The organism is Bacillus sp. AFS002410 (assembly GCF_002556365.1).
GTDB lineage: Bacteria > Bacillota > Bacilli > Bacillales > Bacillaceae_G > Gottfriedia.
On record NZ_NUEU01000033.1, the window covers coordinates 150,334 to 170,680 of the forward strand.

Consider the following 20,347-nt stretch of genomic DNA (forward strand, 5'->3'; position numbering starts at 1 on the left):
ACTATCCAATTTATGTTAAATAAACTTTGGATTTAGGAAGAGGTTATGAAAAAGGAGATTCAAATCGAATAATACGAACGCTTTGTGTAGTTTGTGCATAAAGTTGTGAACTTCGTGCATAAGGTCATGATTTTCGTGCATAAAATCTGGATTTTTGTTCATAAAACACTGAAAATTGTTCATAAACGCCTAAAGTGCAATCATCAACACCCCACAATTTGAGTAAACAAAGCCGTAATTCATGAAAAACGTAAAAATCACAAGGTTTAATCATTCCCAGTGATTTTCCCTCTTAGTTCAACATAGTTTTACAATGCTTCACATTTTCTAATAGTAATATCCAAAATTCTAATAGAAGAAATTAGAGGGATTTCAATAAATTCCACCATTTTAATAGTAGAATGTTTTACATTAGGTGGTGACAATCATGCAAATACAAAAATTAGAATTTTTAGTTGAGGTTGCTAAAACAGGCTCAATTTCAGCCGCCGCTGAAAATCTTCATGTGAGTCAATCAGGCATTAGCCAAGCGATTGCAATTATTGAAGAAGATCTTGGCTTAAAAATTTTCGACCGCTCACGGATCGGTGTAACAGTAACAAAAGAAGGAGCAAATATAATAAAAAAATCGAAGGAAGTCCTTTTAAAATATGAAGAATTAAGAGAGGAAGCTAGGAAAAGCGTTGTTGAGCAAATATGTAATGTAAGTGTATCAGCACTCCCAGCCTTTACTAATTATTTGATGACACCTCTATTAGCATTTAAAAACAAACATTTAAATATTAATATTGAAATTGAAGAAAATATTGCAATTCGCACGATGGATAATATCATTCAAAATAAAATCGATTTCGGAGTTATTTGTTTATACGGTGAATTTTTAGAAGAAAATGATGAGTTAATTTGCGATACCTTGCAAAAAGGTAATATGAAAGTATATGTAAGCAAGGACTCATTGTTTGCAGTTACTAAAACGATAACGCCCGAAGAACTACTTCAGCAAAAAATGATCCTCTACAACGGTGAATATATTAAATGGTTTAGTAACAATTTCCAGCACAAATACGGAAATATGAATATATTATTTTCTTCCACTCACTCCGATGAAATTATTCGAACAGTTTCTAGTGGAATGGCAGTTAGTCTTGCACCAAATTTTATTTTAAAAAATAATCCTGCTTTATTAGAAGGTAAAATTGTTGAAGTTGACTTACAAAATTATGGACCTTTAAATGTGACCCTTGGACTTTTACGATTAAAAAAGAAGTCATTATCTCCAATTGAAAAACAATTAATTAAATATATTAAATCAGAAATGAATGAATATGTCGGTTAAAAATGAGCTTGTCAATTATCCATTAAAATTTTCAATGTAAAATAAGCAGTATGTAGTTGATTTCCACTNNCGCTTTCCATGGGGCGAGACCTGAGCCTTCCCGCATATCCCATAGGAGTCGAGAACCCCTCCGTTCCAATCAACTTCTTCAAAATAAAAAAAGTGTGCAATAAAGAACCTTACTAATCCCTTTTAGATAGTAAATAATAGAAATTAATTAATCATTTATTTGGGTAATATCGGTAAATCGTCTATTTATAAACTAATAATTGAATATGTTCTACAAACTAATAGCATCTTAGATAATGATTTTCTGAAAAAGAGTCATTCCTTAAGTTTAATGGCATTTCCAAACAATTTATTTATTAAAACTAATCAATAACACCATTAAAAAAATTTACCATTAAATAGATTACTTAGTAACTATTGACTATTGACTATTTTAGGTTTGATCAGCGCAAAAAAAGATGATACCCATTTTTAGGTATCATCTTTTTTATTTATTCTTTTGCTTCTAATTCTGTTGGATCATCGTTATTTGTTACGTCTAGTACATCTAATAAGAAGATGAAAACTGGAATCCCGATAATAAGACCCCAAACGCCAAAAAATCGTTCAGAGAATACAAGAATTAGAAATGTATAAAAAACTGGTAAATTCGTTTTAGCTGAGATCAGTTTTGGGTTTAAGAAATAGCTTTCAAGAGCATGTAAAACTAAAATCATCAAGATAATATACATGATGTGAGTCATTCCACCAATAGTATATGCAATCGTACAAAGTGGAATTAACGAGATAAACATTCCTGCAACCGGAATTAGTCCTAGTAAGAAAATCAAAAAGCCTAAACCGATTAGCTGTGGGAAGCCCATGAATTTTAATGCAATGACAGATAGGAAACAATTTACAAGCGCAATTAAAAACTGAGCCTCAATCACTTTCCCGAATGAACGAGAAAATCTTTCTCCAAAATAAGCCAGTTCACCATATATGCCTGATATTTTACTATTTTTAAATTTCCTTGTAAATGTTATAATTCGAGGCTTTTCAAGTAGGAAAAAGAAACTCAGAATCAGAGCAATTAGTACTTCAATTCCCCATTGACTAATATTAGAAGCATACTTGTATAAAAAATCTAATCCTTGCTCAGTATACCCTGATATTTCAACCTTTTTAATTGCAGTAACGATATAATTTATAATTTTCTCGTCTGGCGGATTCATATAAAACGTCTTGATTTGCACGATCAGTTGAACAACTTGAGTTGTAATAATAGGTAAGTAGTTATATATTCCGAACACTAAAGCTGCCACAATAACTATATACAATGAATAAACAACTACTAGCCGATTAACCGGCAAAATCTTATTCAATCGATTCACAATAAATTTATGGACACGATCCATTAAATAAGTAAAAATGAAAATTAGTAGGACTAAATTTATTATTTTTCGAATTAGGATTAAAACAAGAACAATAAAAATAATCATCGCTAGTCGCCTAAACGTACTACTTTGAAAAAATTTTTTGACCTCCATTACACACCCCCTCACTTTCTTTTATATTTATGTAGTAGATTGGTCTTTTCAAGTAAAAACTTAAACTAACTTTTATACTTTTATTTCATTTATATTTTCTATTAAAGTTAGATTAAACTTCCCTCTCTTTAATTTTTATTTTATTAAGACACTTCTTATGATTATATACAATAATCAAAATCGTTTCCAATAGAAATACATGAACTTTTTCATTTTCTTTGAAACTTCCGATTTTATTGATACATAATGGACAATAATTCGCTACAAATGCATATAAACAAGGCGATTTTTGTTCTTAACAGAAATAGATATTTTTGATTCGAAGTCGAAAAAGTAACAAAGAATGAAATTTTATCAACCCTCTTGTTAAGTGAAAAAATTCGTATTCTTCAAGAATCATTGAACCGACTCAAGAAGTTATTTTTCGTTCATTTGGTTTATTACTTATGCTTAACTAAAAAACGATAATTTTACCCTAGTACTAATTAAAATTCTAATAAAAAAAATCTTCAAAAATGAAGATTTTTCTAGGAATCATATTACTACTAATCTGCATTCACACTTGGGCACTGAATGAATACTATAGGCATGAGGGTGTGATGCCATGAATGACTATAAGATTAAAGAAGATCTCCGAATTATTGCTACTCTTCAAAGAGATTTAAATGTCGCTGCTGCTGCACTATTATTAACTGGCCAAATTACGATAATAGGTGTTTTTGTAACGTCAGGTGAATTTAGTCTTTCTCTAAGTGGCCCCTTATTAGGTAGAGAACGTATAGAAAGTAAATTTGGAGATCAATTAACGAATACTCTCATTGATGTAATCGATATTATAATTGCTACTTTATTATTAATTGATGAAGTTCGCGTCGTAAGCTCCGTCATAGGACCTGGAAGATTCTCACTAAATGTGAGTGGTCCCATTTTTGGTGCACCAGTTAGCGAACCGACACTACCTTTCCTAAAGAAAACATATTACTTTTGTAAAAAAATTGTTTCGAAACATTTTGATATTGACCCGCGAATCTTTAGTAAATAAAGGAATGGTGATTATGTCTTTAACAGATATCCCTACGGTAAGACCTACTGATACCCAAGTTTTTCTTATGGCAATTTCAGTAATTTCGTTTATTTTCTTCTTTACACAACGAAAACCTAGTGACTCAACTAAATAATTAGGTAGATACCTATCCATCTTCTTCTGTTTCATTATTCATTGTTTTTTCTCTATTTTCGATAACTGATAAAACAGCTTCTTCAATTTCTTCATAGCATGTGCATCTACAAATATTCGAAGATAACCATTTTTTCATCGTTTCATATGTTGGATTTGGGTTATTCATTAAAAGGGAATGACAATTCATGATGAATCCAGGAGTACAATATCCACATTGAAACGCAAAATTTTCAACAAAGGCTTTTTGTATAGGTGAATCTTTTAAGCCTTCAATTGTTGTAATATTTTGCCCACTTGCCTCAATGGCAAGCATTATACATGATTTATATACAGTACCATTCATAACGACTGAACAAGCTCCGCAATCTCCGTTTAGGCAGCCTGGCTTTGCACCTGTGAGACCAAGATTTGTTCTTAACACATAAAGGAGAGTGTCCGCTGGACGAATCTCCACTTGTCGGATTTCTTCATTAATATTTAATGAAACATTTATTTTTTTTATTGGAGACTGGTCCATTACCTTACCTCCATTTCAGAAATAATCTTTTCTAATGTATTTCGTAATACGAATAATCTGTACTCTTTTGACCCTTCCACATCATCAAGTACTTCCCCAGGAATGAATTGAAGTGCTTTTGATATTCTTTCTTCAATACTCACGTTCGTATTATTTAGCTCGGCTTCCATTTGCTTTGAGCGAAAAGGAAAAGGGCATAGTCCACTAAAAGCAAAACGTAATTGATTATCTATTTTAATAGAAGCAATCGTCAGTAGTGGGTAACCTGTATCCCATTGCTGACGTTTTTTAATGTTCATATATGGTAGATTTATATATTTCTTCTCTGTTAATAGTTGGATTAGAAGTTGTCCGTCTTGAAGTTGTAAGGTTTGATTGAAGATTTGTTCGATTGGAAAAGCCTCTACACCATTATACCCAGCAATGATTACCTGACTTTCGCAAAGTAGAAATGGTAAAACTGCTTCACGGTAAAAAATTTGACCACATAAATTTCCACCTAGCGTTATTTTATTCCGTGCAGTGCGATCAGCTATTTCCATAGACGCTTTAGAGAGTAGTGAAAATAGGTTTTTCTCTTCAATATCAGTAAGTGAAATAGCGGCACCTGTTATTAAGTAATCTTGATTAAACTCAAACATTTGGCACTCCTTTAAATCTTTAATATCGATGAGTGCATCTGTTTCGACCAAATTTAAACGACCAAGTGTTAAGATTTCTGTTCCACCAGCATAATAAATTGGCCTTTTATTATTACCTTTCAAATAATAAAAAAGCTCCAATGTCTCTTTAATATTCACTGGTTTATAGTATTCTATATTAGAAGATAACAAACTATATCCCACCTTCTTTTACTTTCCATAATAGTTCAGGGATAATTGGTAAATTATTGACGTTAACCGACAGTGCTGTAGAAAGACTGTTTCCGAGAGCAGCAGGCATACCAAGTAAACCATGCTCTCCTACTCCTCTTGCACCAAATACGGCATCAACTTGTGGTGTTTTAACAAATGCTACATCATATTTAGGATTCTCCCCAAAACGAATTGGTCGGTAAGTACGCAATTGCGGATTTAGTACTTTTCCCTGCTTATCAAATGTAAAAGTTTCCCGTCCTGCAAACGATAATCCCATACTCATAGCACCTTTCACTTGCCCAGTTGCAGTCTTAATGTTAAGTACTTCTCCAATATCAACGGCTGTAACAGCTTTAAGAATCCTATATTCATATGTTTTCATATTAACTTCAACTTCTACACCATGTGCACAAACCGTCCACTCTGGACCCGGTTTTCCCGCCCCAGTTTCTCGATTTATACGGGTTAAGCCTGTTAAAATATAGTGTCCTCTACCAATTATTTGTCCACCAATGGAATTTCCATTTGGAAATGTGTATCCGTAAGCAATTTTTTCAATTGGGATATTTGTATCTGGATCATTTCTTATAAATACTTTCCCATAACCAACTTCTAAATCCTCAACAGGAGCACGCAATATAAATGAAGCTAAATCTTTTAATTGTTTCATTAAATCTTCGGCTGCTGCTAATAATGCCCTACCAGCCATAAATGTCCCTCTACTTGCAACGGTTTTCCAATGTTCAGGCGTATTTAATGTATTGATATTCATTTGTACATGTATATCATCCACATCCATCCTTAGGATTTCAGCTAACATTTGAGCAAGGATTGTTTTAGTACCTTGGCCAAGTTCCACAACACCTGAAAGTAAATTTATACTTCCGTCAGCATTATAGATTAATATGACACCTGAACTTGCATTTGGTGTAATTGTAGAAGTTTTCCAGGAACAACTAATACCTTTTGCTCTAACTTTATGATTACCTAAGTCAATTACTTGACCTTCCTGCCAATTGATTAATTCCTTCATTTTTTCTATGCATTTTGGTAGATTACCAACTGTACTAGAATTTAATACAACTTGAGTCGGAGTAGTATCACCAGGTTTAATAGCATTTTTTTCGCGTAGTTCGATCGGATCCATATTTAGTTTTTTAGCAAGAATATCCATCGCTCTTTCGAATGCAAAATGGACTTCCGAATGGCTAAATCCTCTAAAAGGTGCAGGATAAGGATGATTCGTATACATACATAAAGAATCACACCAAATATTTTCAATATTGTAAGGTCCAGTACAATCAACTGCCCCTGCCCTCGTTAAATCAATCGATTTATCTGCATAAGCCCCGCCGTCCCATAAATATTGAATCTCTGCAACCTTAAGCATTCCATCTTTTGTACATCCTAGTTTTACATTCGCTTCAAGCCCGATATGTCCAGGTGATGAAAGCATATCATTTTCACGAGTATTATATATTTTGACTAATCTACCATTTACAGCCCGTGAAGCAATATAGGCTAAAAGTTCTAACTGGATTGCTCCTTTTCCACCATAACCTCCGCCTACAAACGGGGTGTTTACAATAACTTTTCCGGGTTTTATGTCAAAGTACTCCCCAATTAAGTCTTTTACCATAAATGGCGATTGGGATGATGTAGTAATTTCAATTGTTCCGTCATGATGTATTTGGGCAAACGAACATCTAGTCTCCATAGCAGAATGGTCAGATGGCCTAAATGCAAAACTCTCATCAACCATTACTTCACTTTCTCTCCAGCCTTTGTTAAAATCTCCTTTACGAATTTTTATCCTAGTAGCTATATTAGTACCCGGTTCTGGATAAACTCCTTCAGTAACTTCATATTCTCCTAGTTTTGGGTGTACAAGTGGTGCATCTTGTTTAAGTGCATCTGATGGAGAATTTACAACGGGAAATAATTCATACTGTACTTTTACTAAATTAGCAGCTTGGTTTGCAGCATATTTTGTATCTGCTACAACGATTGCCACAACTTCACCAAAAAATCGAACTCGATCAAATGCTATTGGATACCGGTCAAGTATTCCTTCTCCTACTAAAGGTAAATTCTCGCCACATATTACTTTTCTCACACCTTGGATTTTAAGTGCTTCTGTTGAATCTATACTTTTAATCATTGCACTCGCATATGGACTTGTTACTAATTGAGCATGTAACATATCATTCGTTTCAAAATCGTCTGTATATTTAGCATAGCCTGTAACTTTTTCGAAAGATTCTTTGCGGGGTATGCCTTTTCCGATTATGTGCACGAAGTTTCTCAACCCCTTTCTTAAACAACATTTCCCAATGATTATAAAGAATCGAAACTGTCTTTTTATATGAGATACTTTTAAAATTTATGTTTTAATGACAAAAAAAATGCCCGGATTGGAGAATCAAGCATCTTTATAAATCGGGACTATAAGTAAATTTGTAATTATATAAATACCATTCTTTTTCACAATCTTTAATTTTAAGCGTTTTGTTATTTGTAGGATTAATTTCCATACATATCCAATTTACAGAAGGGAATAATACTTATATCTTTGAGGAGTTTTTAAGGAGTTGGTTTAAATGGAATTAAATGAAAAAACCTCCATGTTAGAAGAATTACAAGGCGAATTTCAATCAAGTTCAGATTTTAAATATAAAAAATATTCAATTGGGGAAGTTACACTTCATTTATGTTATTTAGATACAATGATCGATTCAGAAATAATTCAAACACATATTTTAGAACGGGTTGTTTCAAAAGATGAATCAGGTCGAATTATAACAACTATATTAAATTCTAATGATACATATACACTGGAAGATTGCGTAGAAGCTATTTTATCTGGAAATGTCATTGTTTTTAATGATAACAATAAAAATAAAGCAAAGTCATATTCTGCACCTAGTAATAATAGTGAGCGTTCAATTTCAGAATCAGGTTCTGAAACTGTAACACTAGGTCCCCATGATAGTTTTGTTGAGAGTCTTAAAATAAATTCCACTTTAATTCGAAAAAGATTACGAACGAAAGAACTAATCATTAAAAATATAACAGTTGGTAAAAAGTATCCAGTATCAATTTCCATATTTTATTTAAACGACAAGACACCTCAATCAATGATTGAAACGATTGAACAGAAAATAAAAAAGCTTGAGTCAAGTGGGAAAGTTGAGCCCGGGCAAATGATTGAGCCAGTTCATATTCAAAATGCTATAGAAGAATATCCTTCATCTCCTTTTCCACAAGTGATGTTCTCTGAAAGACCTGATCGTACAGTTCGTCATTTATTATCAGGAAAACCTGCCATAATACTTGATAATGATCCTAATGCCCTATTATTTCCTCATGATATTTATGGCTATTTTCGTGCTGTAGACGATTTTAATTTCCGATGGCTTTTTGGGATATTTTTCTATTGTTTAAGAATATTCGCCTTTTGGATAGCAGTATTACTACCCTCTATCTATATTGCTGTTACCACTTATCATTCGAATATTTTACCTGTTTCAATTTTTTATACTTTAAAGCTATCAATTGAAAATGTCCCACTTCCACCATTAATCGAAGCATTTTCGATGATTATTATTTTAGAACTATTGAAGGAAGCAGCTTTAAGACTTCCTAATGCTATTGGATCAACTATTGGTACTGTAGGAGCGATTGTCATTGGGACAGCTATCGTACAAACGAATTTAATCTCAAATTCTATGGTCGTTGTAATTGCAGTCACTGCGGTTGCATCATTTTCACTTCCATCAAAGGAAATGTCAGTTGCTTCTAGAATTATGGGAATTCCACTTTTAATTCTTGCATCAATATTTGGATTTATTGGCATTAGCTTAGGCGTCTTTATGATTTTAGCTCACCTTTCTAAAATCAAAGCATTTAGTTATCGATATGTAGAAAATCCAGGTTTCTCCGAATTTATTTTGCTAAAAAATAAAAAGGGGAAAACATCATGATTAATAATAAACATCTATTCTATTTAATTATATTTACACAATTCGGCGTCGCCATTACTAGCTTCCCTAATAATATTTATAAAATAGCTGGTCATGATGGATGGATTTCTACGCTTATAGGTGGCATAATTGTTCAAATTTTAATCTTCCTTTATTACAGTTTATATAAGAAATTTCCTAACATGAGCTTTACTGACTACACAAAAATAATTACGAATCCATTCATAGGAACCTGTATAAATATTAGCTATTTCATTTATTTTTTGTATGTGGTGCTCGTAGTTTCGATGAGATTTTCTGATATTATCACTATCTGGATTTTTCCAAAAAGTCCTTCTTGGCTAATTCTTATTTTATTTTTAGTAACAGCGTATGTTGTCGCAAAAAATGACATCCAAACAATTGCGAGAACGTATATACTCTGTACTTTTATCTTTCTGATCTTTATCTTATTTCTACTATCTGCTTATGACAATGTGCATATTGGAAGAATATTACCTATTGGTCACAATCCCATTAAAAAAATCGGCTCTGGTGCGTATTCATCATTTCTTCAAATGTTAGGTTTCGAAATCTTTTTATTTATATCGCCAAGCTTTCAAGATACTAAAAAGAAATTGCTCACTTTAACTTTCGCAAATTTCTTTACAACAATTATGTATACTTTTATTATTTTCACGTCCTATATTAGATTAAGTAATAAAGAAAATGGTTATATCATAGACCCAATTCTTTATATTTTTAAAACCTTTCATTCCGATATGATTGAAAGTCTAGATACAATATTTTTAAGCATTTGGACCATTGTTATTTGCGCAACAGTTGTTAACTATCTCTATATCGTTAGTCAAGATGTACACAAACGTTTATCTTTACTTGTAAAAAATAGGGAAAGTATACTACTAATTCTCATAGTATTGATATTTACTTTTTATCCGCTAATCTCTTTGCGTGTTATAAAAAGAGAAACAATCGTTCATTTTGGATCTTTTTTGGACCCTATATTTATTATCATTATCCCATTTCTATTGTTACTTATTAATAAAGTTAGGGGGCTATTAAATTGATTCGTAAATGTTTAATTGTATTTAATTTATTTTTCTTTCTTTTATTAGCTACAGGTTGTTGGGATACGAGAACAATTACTGAAAAATCATTAGTAAATGGGATTAGTTTTGACTTAGATAAAGATAAGAAAATTGAGATCAATGCATTAATATTGGATATTATCGGTAAAGGTGCTGGTGTATTCGATTTTCAAAATGAATCTGTCAATTCAATAAAAGACTCCGTATCTCATGCTGGAATGGATTTGCAATCATTTTTACCTGGAGATATAACAACATCTAAAACTAGAATTTTGATATTGGGTGAAGATTTCTCAAAAACAAAATTTATACATCTATTAAGTACTTTCAGGCGAAGACCGTTTTCAAATCTAAATGTTTCAGTCGCAATAGCAAACAAAATGCCTGCAAAAAAAATCATTAATTTAAAAACGGTTGGATCACAACCTTTATCATTTATGTTAAAGGATACAATTGATAATGCTGAAACAACTTCACTTTCACAAAAAATGGATCTTTATAACGTTTTCACATATGCCACCGACAACGGGATTGACTTTACTTTACCTGTATTAGATATTACTCCAAATGATCGTGTAGAAGTTATAGGTACTGGCTTAATACATAATGATATCTATACTGGTCATTTCATCCCATCAGATCAATCACCACTACTTTTAATGATGATGGGAAAATATGGTAATACAGGCAATTTTATTACGAAACTAAATAAAAAACATAAAGAACCTTATAATACAATTTCATATGAAATTATACGCCCTTCAAATAAATTATTCATTTCGACATCTAAAAATCATATAAAAGCGAATATAAAAATACATGTATATGTAAGAATTAACGAAATAACAACAATTAAAATGATTGAAGAAAAAGAAATGGAGTCGAGTATCAAAGATGATTTAAATAAAAGGGCTCAAGAAGTCGTAAAAGAAATTCAACTTGCTAACAGTGATGTCATTGGCATTGGTCGATATTTAAAGGAACATAAACCTGAACAATGGAAAAAGCTTGATTGGGAAAAAGTCTATCCAACTATTAAAATCCAGCCAAAGATTAGCGTTTCCGTATTAAGTACAGGTACACTAGGTAAAGAGTCTCAACTGGAAGAATAAAAATAAAGATAGTGATTGTCAGATTTTATCTGCCTTCACTATCTTTTTTAATTCTCAGTAATAAATTTCTCTTTAAGTTTCTCAATAAATTCTTTCGCTAAAGGTGACAATGGTTTCGATTGTAAATAAATCAACCAAAAATCAAGATCGAAAACTGCCTCTTCTTTCATAGGAATTATTTTTACGTCTCCATTAATAACCATTGGTCGATTTCGAATCGAAAATTCATGTAGATAAAGAATAGCCTGGCTTTCTTTAACTAATTCAAACAGTAAGCTACTTCGATTTGATTTTAGAACAACATTTTTAGGATTCATTTTCGTAATTTTTAACAACCTTTTATAATCCGAGTTTTTGTACATTACGATTTTTGCATTCACTAAGTCTGATGGAGATATCGAATCGTAATGATAAAATGGTGATTTCTTGCCAACTGCAATACAAATATGCCCGTTATGTAAGTGTTCAAATTCAATGAATTTTTCTTTTTTTAATTCTTCTTGTGTAGCTGGAATAAGTGCAAAATCATAATCTTGTTTTATAAAATTTTGAATCATTGTAGCTGGATTTTCTTCCACTACTTCAAATGAAACTTCTTCTTGTTCCTCATTAAACTTGACCATTGTTTCTTGAAGAGGATATGTAAAAGTAGGTGCTGTTAAGATTTTTAAATGATCATTACTTCTATTTTTAATTTCATAAATTTCTTTATTAAGTTCTTTAATTGTACTTAATAAATTAATTGCTTTTGAAATAACGATTCTACCTTCAAAAGTAGGTGAAACACCTTGTTTTGATCGATTAAATATTTTTATACCTAGCTCATTTTCTAACTGAGTAATTGATTGACTCATACCAGAAGGAGAGATAAATAATTTTTCAGCAGCCTTCGTTATTGACATTTCTCTTGCTGCATATACTATATGCTCCATTTGTTCAAAATTCATTTTTTACAATTGCTCCTTAAGAATACTAAATCTATTATTTTTGTAATGATTTCAATTTTATATTACCGGTTTAAAAAAAATCAATTATTTCTTATTATTAACATATTTAACATCGACATGCGTAATAATTGATTTGAAATTTTTTAAAGCCCTTTTGAGTAAATTACTTTTATTTAAACTAAAAAATAAGACAAGAATACTACTGAAATCGTATTCTTGTCTTCTAATATTTTAAGGGAAAGTTTTTAATTTGAAAAAAGATCTAATCGTTGTTCTTTCAAAAAAGGGTGTTTAATCAATCTTCTTGATTTCATAAGCACCCTTTTTGATTTTTTTAAGTAAATTTGTACTGCTTGTTATTTCATTTTTTATAGCTTAATCGACATTACGCTTGTCCAGTCACCATAAACTTTTTGTGATCCAACCATTTTGTAAGAACGGATTTTGTAGTAGTAAGTTTTACCTTTACTTAATCCAATGTTTGTGTAATCAGTTGTTGTCACACTTGTTAAGTGAGAGTATGATCCTGTTTTTGAAGTTGCTTTAACAATTTCATAACCTGTTGCACCTGATACTTTTGACCAAGTTAGTTTCACAGAACTACTTCCAGCTTTTGATACTTTCGCATGTGATGGTTTAGCTGGAATAGCTACCCATTTAGCGTAAATTGTAGTATTTGCTGTAACGTGATCCTTCGCAAAGTTCCAAGCTACTTTACCAGAAGCATCTTTATACCATCCAAGGAATACATATCCTTTTTTAGTTGGAGACTTCGGTTGGCTAATTGTTGCATTGTAAATTGCTGTTTTAGAAGCAACTGAACTTCCTCCGTTACTGTTAAATTTAACAGTATACGTGCTAATGTTCCATTTTGCGTAAAGCGTGATGTTGCTTGCCAATTTTACAGAACTTCCTACTGCTGTTTTTAATGTAGCATCTTTATACCATCCAGCAAATGTATAACCCGTTTTTGTTGGTTTTGGTAAATTAATAACGCTATTGTAATTCGCAGTTTGAGCAGGAACTGTAGAACCGCCATTGCTTACATAACTTACTTTATACGAATTGATTTTCCATTTCGCATATAAAGTAGTGTTGTTTGTAACTTTATCTTTTGTAAAGTTCCAAGGTAGATCACCTGCAGCATCCTCGTACCATCCAACGAATGTGTAGCCTGTTCTCGTTGTTGTCGGTGCAGAGATAACTGTGTTATAATTTGCAGCTTTGTCAGCTACTTGGCTGCCGCCATTTGTATTAAAGTGAACTGTATAAGAGTTTACATTCCACTTAGCGTATAGAACCATGTCATCAGTTACTTTATCTGTTGCAAAGTTCCATGCTGTTTTACCTTCTGCATCATTATACCAACCAACAAATGTGTAACCAGTTCTTGTTGGTTTTGATTCATCAAGTAAAGAATTGTATTCAGCTTTCACTGAAACTGCTAGTCCAGCATCTTGCGTGTCATAGATAATAGTGTATTTTGCTGGTTTCCATTGACCGTAAATCGTTTTTGTAGAGTAGATTGAATTTGTGAAATCCCAAGGGATTGTACATGCTTCATCAGCGAACCAAGCTAGATCATAACCATGAGCAGTTGGTGCTGTGATTCTACGTACTACTATTGAATCTTTCGTTGCATCCTTCACTACTGCAGGAGCATCTTTTGGCATTACGAAATGAACATTATATCCATTTAGAACTTTTTGTACTAATGTCACATCAGCGTACTCTTTAGCTTTTATTGTAACCGTATAATCTTTAGCTCTTGAGAACAGGCTCTTATCTAAAGTAATCGTACGATTCTCTTTATCTAAATTGTATTTCGATGCGTCGATTGCAAGACCGTTGATGTTAATGCCAGTAATCGCATTTGCCCAATCTTTGTCGCTGTACTCTAATACCATATCGTTTCCTACAGCGTTATCTGTTGTATCAGCTGTTACAACTGAACCAGCTAATGCATATTTCGCATAAAGGGTAATTGGTTTTGTTACAATGTTATCAAAATCATAAGCATTAGTTAAATTTTGATCTGTATACCAACCATAGAACTTGTAGCCAACTTTAGTTGGATCAACTGGTTTAGTCGCATTTCGGTCTACGATTTGAGCTGAAACTGGATCTCCACCATTTGAATCAAACGTCACTGTATAACCAATTACTTGGTCAGCAACTGTCACATCTTTATAACCTTCTGAAACAATCGTTACGTTAACTTTTTGTCCAGCTGTGAAAAGAGCAGCTTTAAGGATAATACTATTATTTGTGATCGTGTAATCCTTATTAAGAACTAAAGTTTTAGTACCTATGCTCACAGATTTGATATTATTTTTCCATGTTCCATCATCTGTAAATGGTAAAGTAATGTCGCTTCCAACAATGTTTCCAACAACGTCTTTATTCACTGTAGGAGGAACTTTCATCCAACATACAAAGAATATAGAATTACCAGTCAAGACTTTCGGATTTGTTGTAATATCAGACTTCTTGTCACTTGAATTTGCTGCATCCAAATAAAGGTCTGGACTAATAGTTAAATTACCATTAATTACATGTGTTGCACCTGTAGACATATTTGGCGCATTTGTTTTTCCATTTATTAACGCATCAGCAAAGAATGTGTCAGTTGCATTTTTTAACGTACCACCATTTAAATCAATATGGCGTCTATAACTAAGAAGAATATTTGGAATTGTAACCGTTTCTCCTGTTGTAGAAGTGATCGTTAAGTTATACCCTTTAATCGCGCCAGCATTCCCAAGAGTTGGCATTTCACTGAAAGCAAACTTTTCACCAAGTTTAGTTTGACCTGCTTGAACAGCTTGATCATGTGTTGCCGTTGTGAATGATAGGATTCCGTTATTTCCGTTAGACGATAAGCCATAAGTGCTTGGGTCTAACGTATACTTTGTCGGTACTCCATCTGTTGAACCATCGCTCTTCATTGCATAGAACGTCGTTTCAATATTTGCAATTTTATCTTTTCCTGTTAACCAAGAAACATTTGTTAAATAATCAGGGATGTTGATTTTCAAATCTCCTTCTCCAAGCACCCATCCAATTCCAGTTATACCTCCATTACTTCCATCGAATTTCAATCCATTCGGGTTTGCTTTATCGACAGGTGAATAATTTTGAGTTGTATTCATTTGCCATTTTGCATAAACCGTTTTGTCTGCTGTTGAAGGAAATGATATTGGATCCCATAATGTTGTACCTGATGCTTCATTATACCAACCGAGGAACTTATATCCTTGTTTCGTTGGTGCAGGAGTCACATTACTTATCAAATCACTATTTGGACCATTCGATCTACTTGAGCCCGCTTTAAATCCTACTGCTATTGGATTAATTGGTGTTCCACCTTGGCTATCAAACGTAATCGTATATCCAACTGGTTGTTGAGCTGTGTAAGCAGGATCATAACCACCAATTACATCTGGATAAACAGTGCCATCTGCACCTTGTGAACTGATTGTAAATTTGTAAAGTTGTGGCAGATAACTTGTTCCACCTGGGTCTACAGTTGCTTTATTATATGTCGAACCATCAGTCGGATTAAGAGTTGAATTCGTCATAAATGTTTTCGCATTAAACGTAATTTTTCCAGGCTTACTAATGTCATAATACTTTTGATTCGTATCTGGATTGATCAAATTAGTGATATCTAGACTCTTTCCACCATTTGTCGTCACAATCACTTTATTGATTCCATTTCTCCATTTCGCATCCTCTGTGAAATTTAAAGCTAAATCCTTCCCGATATGCGCTACTGTTGGATCAGTAATAACTGGAATCGCTGGTGTCGGAATCGGAACCGTTGAGATTGTTAGAGATTTTGTTACATCCGGATATCCTGTTGCCTTCACTGTCATTGTGTAATTCGTTGCCGTTGGGAATAACGATCCTGGGAACGTAATTTTAGCTGGCATTGTTTGTGCTGCACCATTTGCGTCAGCATACATATATCCAGGGTTAATTGTCACTAAATTTGTCACATCAGTTGTTCCTAACATTACTTTTGTGATTGCTTTTCTCCATACTACATCATCTACAATTACTGTATTTGTAGGAACAAGTGAAATCGATGCACCATTTTGTAAGTCTTGAAGCTTTGGTGTTGATTCGATTTTCATATCCGGAGCTGGGAAATTAAGTTTTTGTAGTACTTGTTGTACTGTATCTCCAGCATTTAAAGTAATTGTTGGTGCGGCTCCTGCATAAGCAGTTTTAAATGTTGTATCTTGATCTACCGTTAATTGCGCAGTTGGAACAGTTAATCCTGCATCAATTGCACTTTGATTTTTTACGCCAAAGTTTTTAAAGATGAAGTAGAAATCGTTATAATTAATCCCGTAACCTGAACCGGTTGGTTTAATCCAGTAAATATCCTCGTCACGGTTATCGTTTAAGAATGCTGTCTTTTTAGCAACAGTATTGTCTGGATTATCAACATAACCTAAGTTTTTATATTGATAATACACATCGATTTCTTTCAATAAATCTTTCATATCGATGACGTTGTCACCATTTACATCTCCACCTAATAGGATTGGGAACATACCTGGAATATCTTTTACAGTACCTGATTGATATCCAAATTTGTTTTCTCCAATTACCGGAGTTTTTGCATATCCTTTAAAATGTCCTGGTACACTTGCTTCGACAGAATATGGCTTGTCACTTACACCCATAGTTAAAGCATAATATGGATTAATAAACGTATAGGCCATTGTGTTATTAAAAGATGTCGGTTGATCAGTTGTAAATTTATTACCCTTATCATCCGTCGCCGTTATTTTTGCACCTGAATCAACTGTGAATTGCGGATAGTTATTGTTTATATTATTTCTTGCGAAAGATTCCGCTGCTAAACGTCCTCTAAGTACAGAAATGTTCTGTCTTACAGTAGGTACATTCGTTGGGAACCATGCGATTTCTGTATCATCACCAGATAATGTTAAATTCGCTTGTACCATTGTATATGGGAATGGTCCTGTAATTGGATCAGGGCTTGAATAAGTCACATCCGCTTCAATTATTGGCATATCATGGTCAAGTGCACCAGCTGCTCCTATATTAGAAAGTGTCACATCTGTTGTTAAACCAACACCATAATATGGATGAACATAAGGCTGACCTACAGTAAGAACCTTAGTTGGATCAATCCCTTTACTAATAAGGTAATTTTTATACTCGTCTGTTAGTCGGATATTACTATATTTGTAAACCTTATTATCATTCAGTAAAAATTTACCGCCAGTCATTCCAACACCGTAGTGAGTTGTAATTGTCGTTTTGAAAGGTTTATCCGCATCAACAACCACTTTGTCTTCGTTACCTGGTCCTGCATTTACTCCATTAGATGCAGTTAAAGTAACATATGGATTCCCTTTTTTAATAAAGTAATAGGTTTGACTGTTTAGATCCAAGTCATCTTCACCTGAATAATCAACAGGATCAATAATAAATTGACTTCCCCATTTATTTGTAAGGTCTTCAGCAGTCACACCAAAATGGAAACGACCTTTCGCATCGGTTTTAAAGTAAACTGTTGGGAACATACTATCTTGATACCCTACAACATTGTTTAAGCCTTGATCAACAGGAACTTGGCTACCATCCTGAGGACTTGGTACTGACGTTTCTCCGTTAGCTTTCATTACATCTATGTTCGAGTCGTATACTTTACCAGAGAATCCTTTAATTTCTTGTCCAGGCAGATACCCTGTCGGATCAATTTCATAAATTCCGCCCTTAGAGTCAGAATCCATCGTCATAGTTGGCGGTGTCCCGTCGACATATAGCGTATCTTCCGATGTGTAACGTTGTCCATCTTTACCAGTTGCAACCATCTCAAGAGAGTATGCGCCTTCTGGTAATACTTGTACGTCTGTTGAAATGCCAGACTGATCATACGTTCCATCGTATGCCTTTGTAAATGGAAGGTACCATCCATTAAATAGAGTGATACGAGAGCCATATTGAACACCAGGGATGATATCACTACCGTTTGCTATTGAATTTGCTACCCCTATATATTTCCCGTCTTTGTCTTTTATTAGGATATAATAGTTATCCATTTCGTTATTTACTGAGAAATTATAAGATGATAGATTTCCTACTGCAGTCGACTTTATCGCGACTTTGAAATTATTAATACCTTTTTCTGCAACTGTAATTGTAAACGGAACGCGATATGACTCTGACGAATCCGCTGCATTTACTACGTTAATATAACCTTCGTAAGTGCCATCTAATGAATTTGACGGAACTGTAATTTTAGCTGTTGCTTTAACAGAACTTCCTCCGCCAACATTAATAGAATTTACGTTTTTGCCATCTACAGAAAAATCGATTTTCACATCATTTCCTGTGCCTGGACCAACTTTATTTGATCCTGCAAATTTTGTTGATATAAACGCACTACTTACTTTAAATGTTTTACTGCCAGTTCCTTGATTTGTAATGTTAAAGTCCTTTGAAGAAACAACATCATCTGATCCGTTCGTTGCACCTTCTCCTCTTCCTTTAAAACCAAAGAACATGCTACCAGTAAGATTATCTACTTCATGTAGAGTCGAAGCGTCTTGTGGATTATCCGCCGAAACTGCTTTATCTAACACTTGAATTTTTACATCTGTAGCAATTGCGCGAGCAGGATCAACACGTCCAGCACCTACTTGGTAGACACTATAACTCTTCGAATCTGTATCAATACTTTTAGCTGTATTCATTAACACTGCTTTTACATCTGCAGGTGTATAATCTGGATGTGCAGCTTTAATTAAAGCTGAAATACCAGCAGCGTGCGGCGTTGCCATTGAAGTACCAGACTCAATCTGATAAGCAACTTTATAATCATGTGTACCATTGTTTTGCGGCTCCCAAATATCGTATGGGGCTGTTGAAGAAATGTCCACACCAGGAGCTACAACGTCAGGTTTAATTGTCCAATCTTTCACTGGACCTGTTGAACTAAAGCTTGCCAGTTCATCTCCATTCTTCCTAATAGGAGCATCCAGAGTAGAAGGGAACGTAATGCTAGCCGTTTTTGGGTCTTTTTTAATTGCATCAGATAGAGCTTGTCCCTGTGCCTGTGTTAAAGAAACTGAATAAACATTATCCATGCTAACACCTAAGAAACTAGGAATATAACCTTGGGTATCTGAATCATCCGTATTATCCCAAATAATCATACCTGCTGCTCCAGCATTGTGTGCATTTGTCATTTTTGTTGATAAATAATCAACACCACGTTTTACTAGAACAAGTTTACCTTTTACATCAATTCCGCTATAATCTCCTTCACTTCCTAGACCAACATCAACGATTGGAATTGATTGACCTTTATACGCATCGTCCGATTGAGAAAAGTCTTTACCAAATAAACGTGCTTTATATGAAGCAGAACCATTCTTAATTGTCATTGTTGCAATATCTTCTGGAATTGTACTTGCACCTACAGTAATTGCTAATGCTGAAGTTCCTGGTGAACCGACTGTAGCTTGGCCAGGACCACTATTACCAGCAGCAACATCACACACAACTCCAGCTAAAGTAGCATTGTTAATCGCAATGCTTGTTGGGTATAGTGGATCATTAACTGTTGCACCAAGTGATAGATTGATTACATCCATGTGATCTTTTGCAGCTTGATCGATACCACTTAGTACAGATTCCGTTGTTCCGTGTCCTCCTGGTCCTAAAACACGATAACCATGAAGCTCTACATCAGGTGCTACCCCATTTGCTGAATAAGCATCATTATTATTCGTCGTATTTG

At 33.6% G+C, this 20,347-nt stretch carries 12 protein-coding genes; 6 read left to right on the plus strand and 6 right to left on the minus strand.

Annotation, left to right across the window (positions count from 1 at the left end; translation table 11 throughout):
• The first annotated feature begins 427 nt into the window (after nucleotides 1-427).
• Nucleotides 428-1,336, plus strand: coding sequence for a LysR family transcriptional regulator (locus CN692_RS18515; RefSeq protein WP_098120627.1), 909 nt, complete (start codon nucleotides 428-430; stop codon nucleotides 1,334-1,336).
• Nucleotides 1,337-1,836: 500 nt separating this feature from the next.
• Here CN692_RS18515 and CN692_RS18520 read toward each other — a convergent pair whose 3' ends face one another.
• Nucleotides 1,837-2,874 (minus strand): AI-2E family transporter, encoded by a 1,038-nt coding sequence (locus tag CN692_RS18520; protein ID WP_098120628.1) that lies wholly within the window; start codon nucleotides 2,872-2,874, stop codon nucleotides 1,837-1,839.
• A gap of 604 nt (nucleotides 2,875-3,478) precedes the next feature.
• On the opposite strand from CN692_RS18520, the gene CN692_RS18525 reads away from it, so the two are divergent.
• Entirely contained in the window at nucleotides 3,479-3,916 is a 438-nt protein-coding gene (locus tag CN692_RS18525; RefSeq protein ID WP_098120629.1) for a hypothetical protein, read from the plus strand.
• A 13-nt stretch (nucleotides 3,917-3,929) separates the two neighbouring features.
• A complete protein-coding gene (locus CN692_RS26810; protein WP_257144071.1) occupies nucleotides 3,930-4,052 on the plus strand; it encodes a hypothetical protein in 123 nt (40 codons plus the stop codon).
• Between the two features lie 12 nt (nucleotides 4,053-4,064).
• Here CN692_RS26810 and CN692_RS18530 read toward each other — a convergent pair whose 3' ends face one another.
• From CN692_RS18530 to CN692_RS18540, 3 genes are read right to left on the minus strand one after another with little or no spacing between them, the layout of a single operon-like run.
• A complete protein-coding gene (locus tag CN692_RS18530) occupies nucleotides 4,065-4,571 on the minus strand; it encodes a (2Fe-2S)-binding protein (RefSeq protein ID WP_098120630.1) in 507 nt (168 codons plus the stop codon).
• The gene (locus CN692_RS18535; protein ID WP_098120631.1) at nucleotides 4,571-5,404 is read right to left on the minus strand and encodes an FAD binding domain-containing protein; all 834 of its coding nucleotides are present in this window, start codon (nucleotides 5,402-5,404) and stop codon (nucleotides 4,571-4,573) included. Before CN692_RS18535 ends, CN692_RS18530 begins: the two co-directional genes overlap by 1 nt.
• A gap of 1 nt (nucleotide 5,405) precedes the next feature.
• A complete protein-coding gene (locus tag CN692_RS18540) occupies nucleotides 5,406-7,724 on the minus strand; it encodes a xanthine dehydrogenase family protein molybdopterin-binding subunit (protein ID WP_098120632.1) in 2,319 nt (772 codons plus the stop codon).
• A gap of 304 nt (nucleotides 7,725-8,028) precedes the next feature.
• Here CN692_RS18540 and CN692_RS18545 point away from each other — a divergent pair, with 304 nt between their 5' ends.
• From CN692_RS18545 to CN692_RS18555, 3 genes are read left to right on the plus strand one after another with little or no spacing between them, the layout of a single operon-like run.
• Complete coding sequence (locus CN692_RS18545) at nucleotides 8,029-9,411, plus strand: spore germination protein (RefSeq protein WP_098120633.1); 1,383 nt, start codon at nucleotides 8,029-8,031, stop codon at nucleotides 9,409-9,411.
• A complete protein-coding gene (locus CN692_RS18550; protein ID WP_098120634.1) occupies nucleotides 9,408-10,478 on the plus strand; it encodes a GerAB/ArcD/ProY family transporter in 1,071 nt (356 codons plus the stop codon). The genes CN692_RS18545 and CN692_RS18550 overlap by 4 nt, the downstream gene beginning before the upstream one ends.
• Complete coding sequence (locus CN692_RS18555; protein WP_179874480.1) at nucleotides 10,475-11,611, plus strand: Ger(x)C family spore germination protein; 1,137 nt, start codon at nucleotides 10,475-10,477, stop codon at nucleotides 11,609-11,611. The genes CN692_RS18550 and CN692_RS18555 overlap by 4 nt, the downstream gene beginning before the upstream one ends.
• A 47-nt stretch (nucleotides 11,612-11,658) precedes the next feature.
• On the opposite strand, the gene CN692_RS18560 is transcribed toward CN692_RS18555, so the two are convergent.
• A complete protein-coding gene (locus CN692_RS18560) occupies nucleotides 11,659-12,558 on the minus strand; it encodes a LysR family transcriptional regulator (RefSeq protein WP_098120636.1) in 900 nt (299 codons plus the stop codon).
• Nucleotides 12,559-12,926: 368 nt separating this feature from the next.
• On the minus strand, nucleotides 12,927-20,347 hold a 7,421-nt coding region (locus CN692_RS18565; protein ID WP_098120637.1), incomplete at its 5' end, for an InlB B-repeat-containing protein.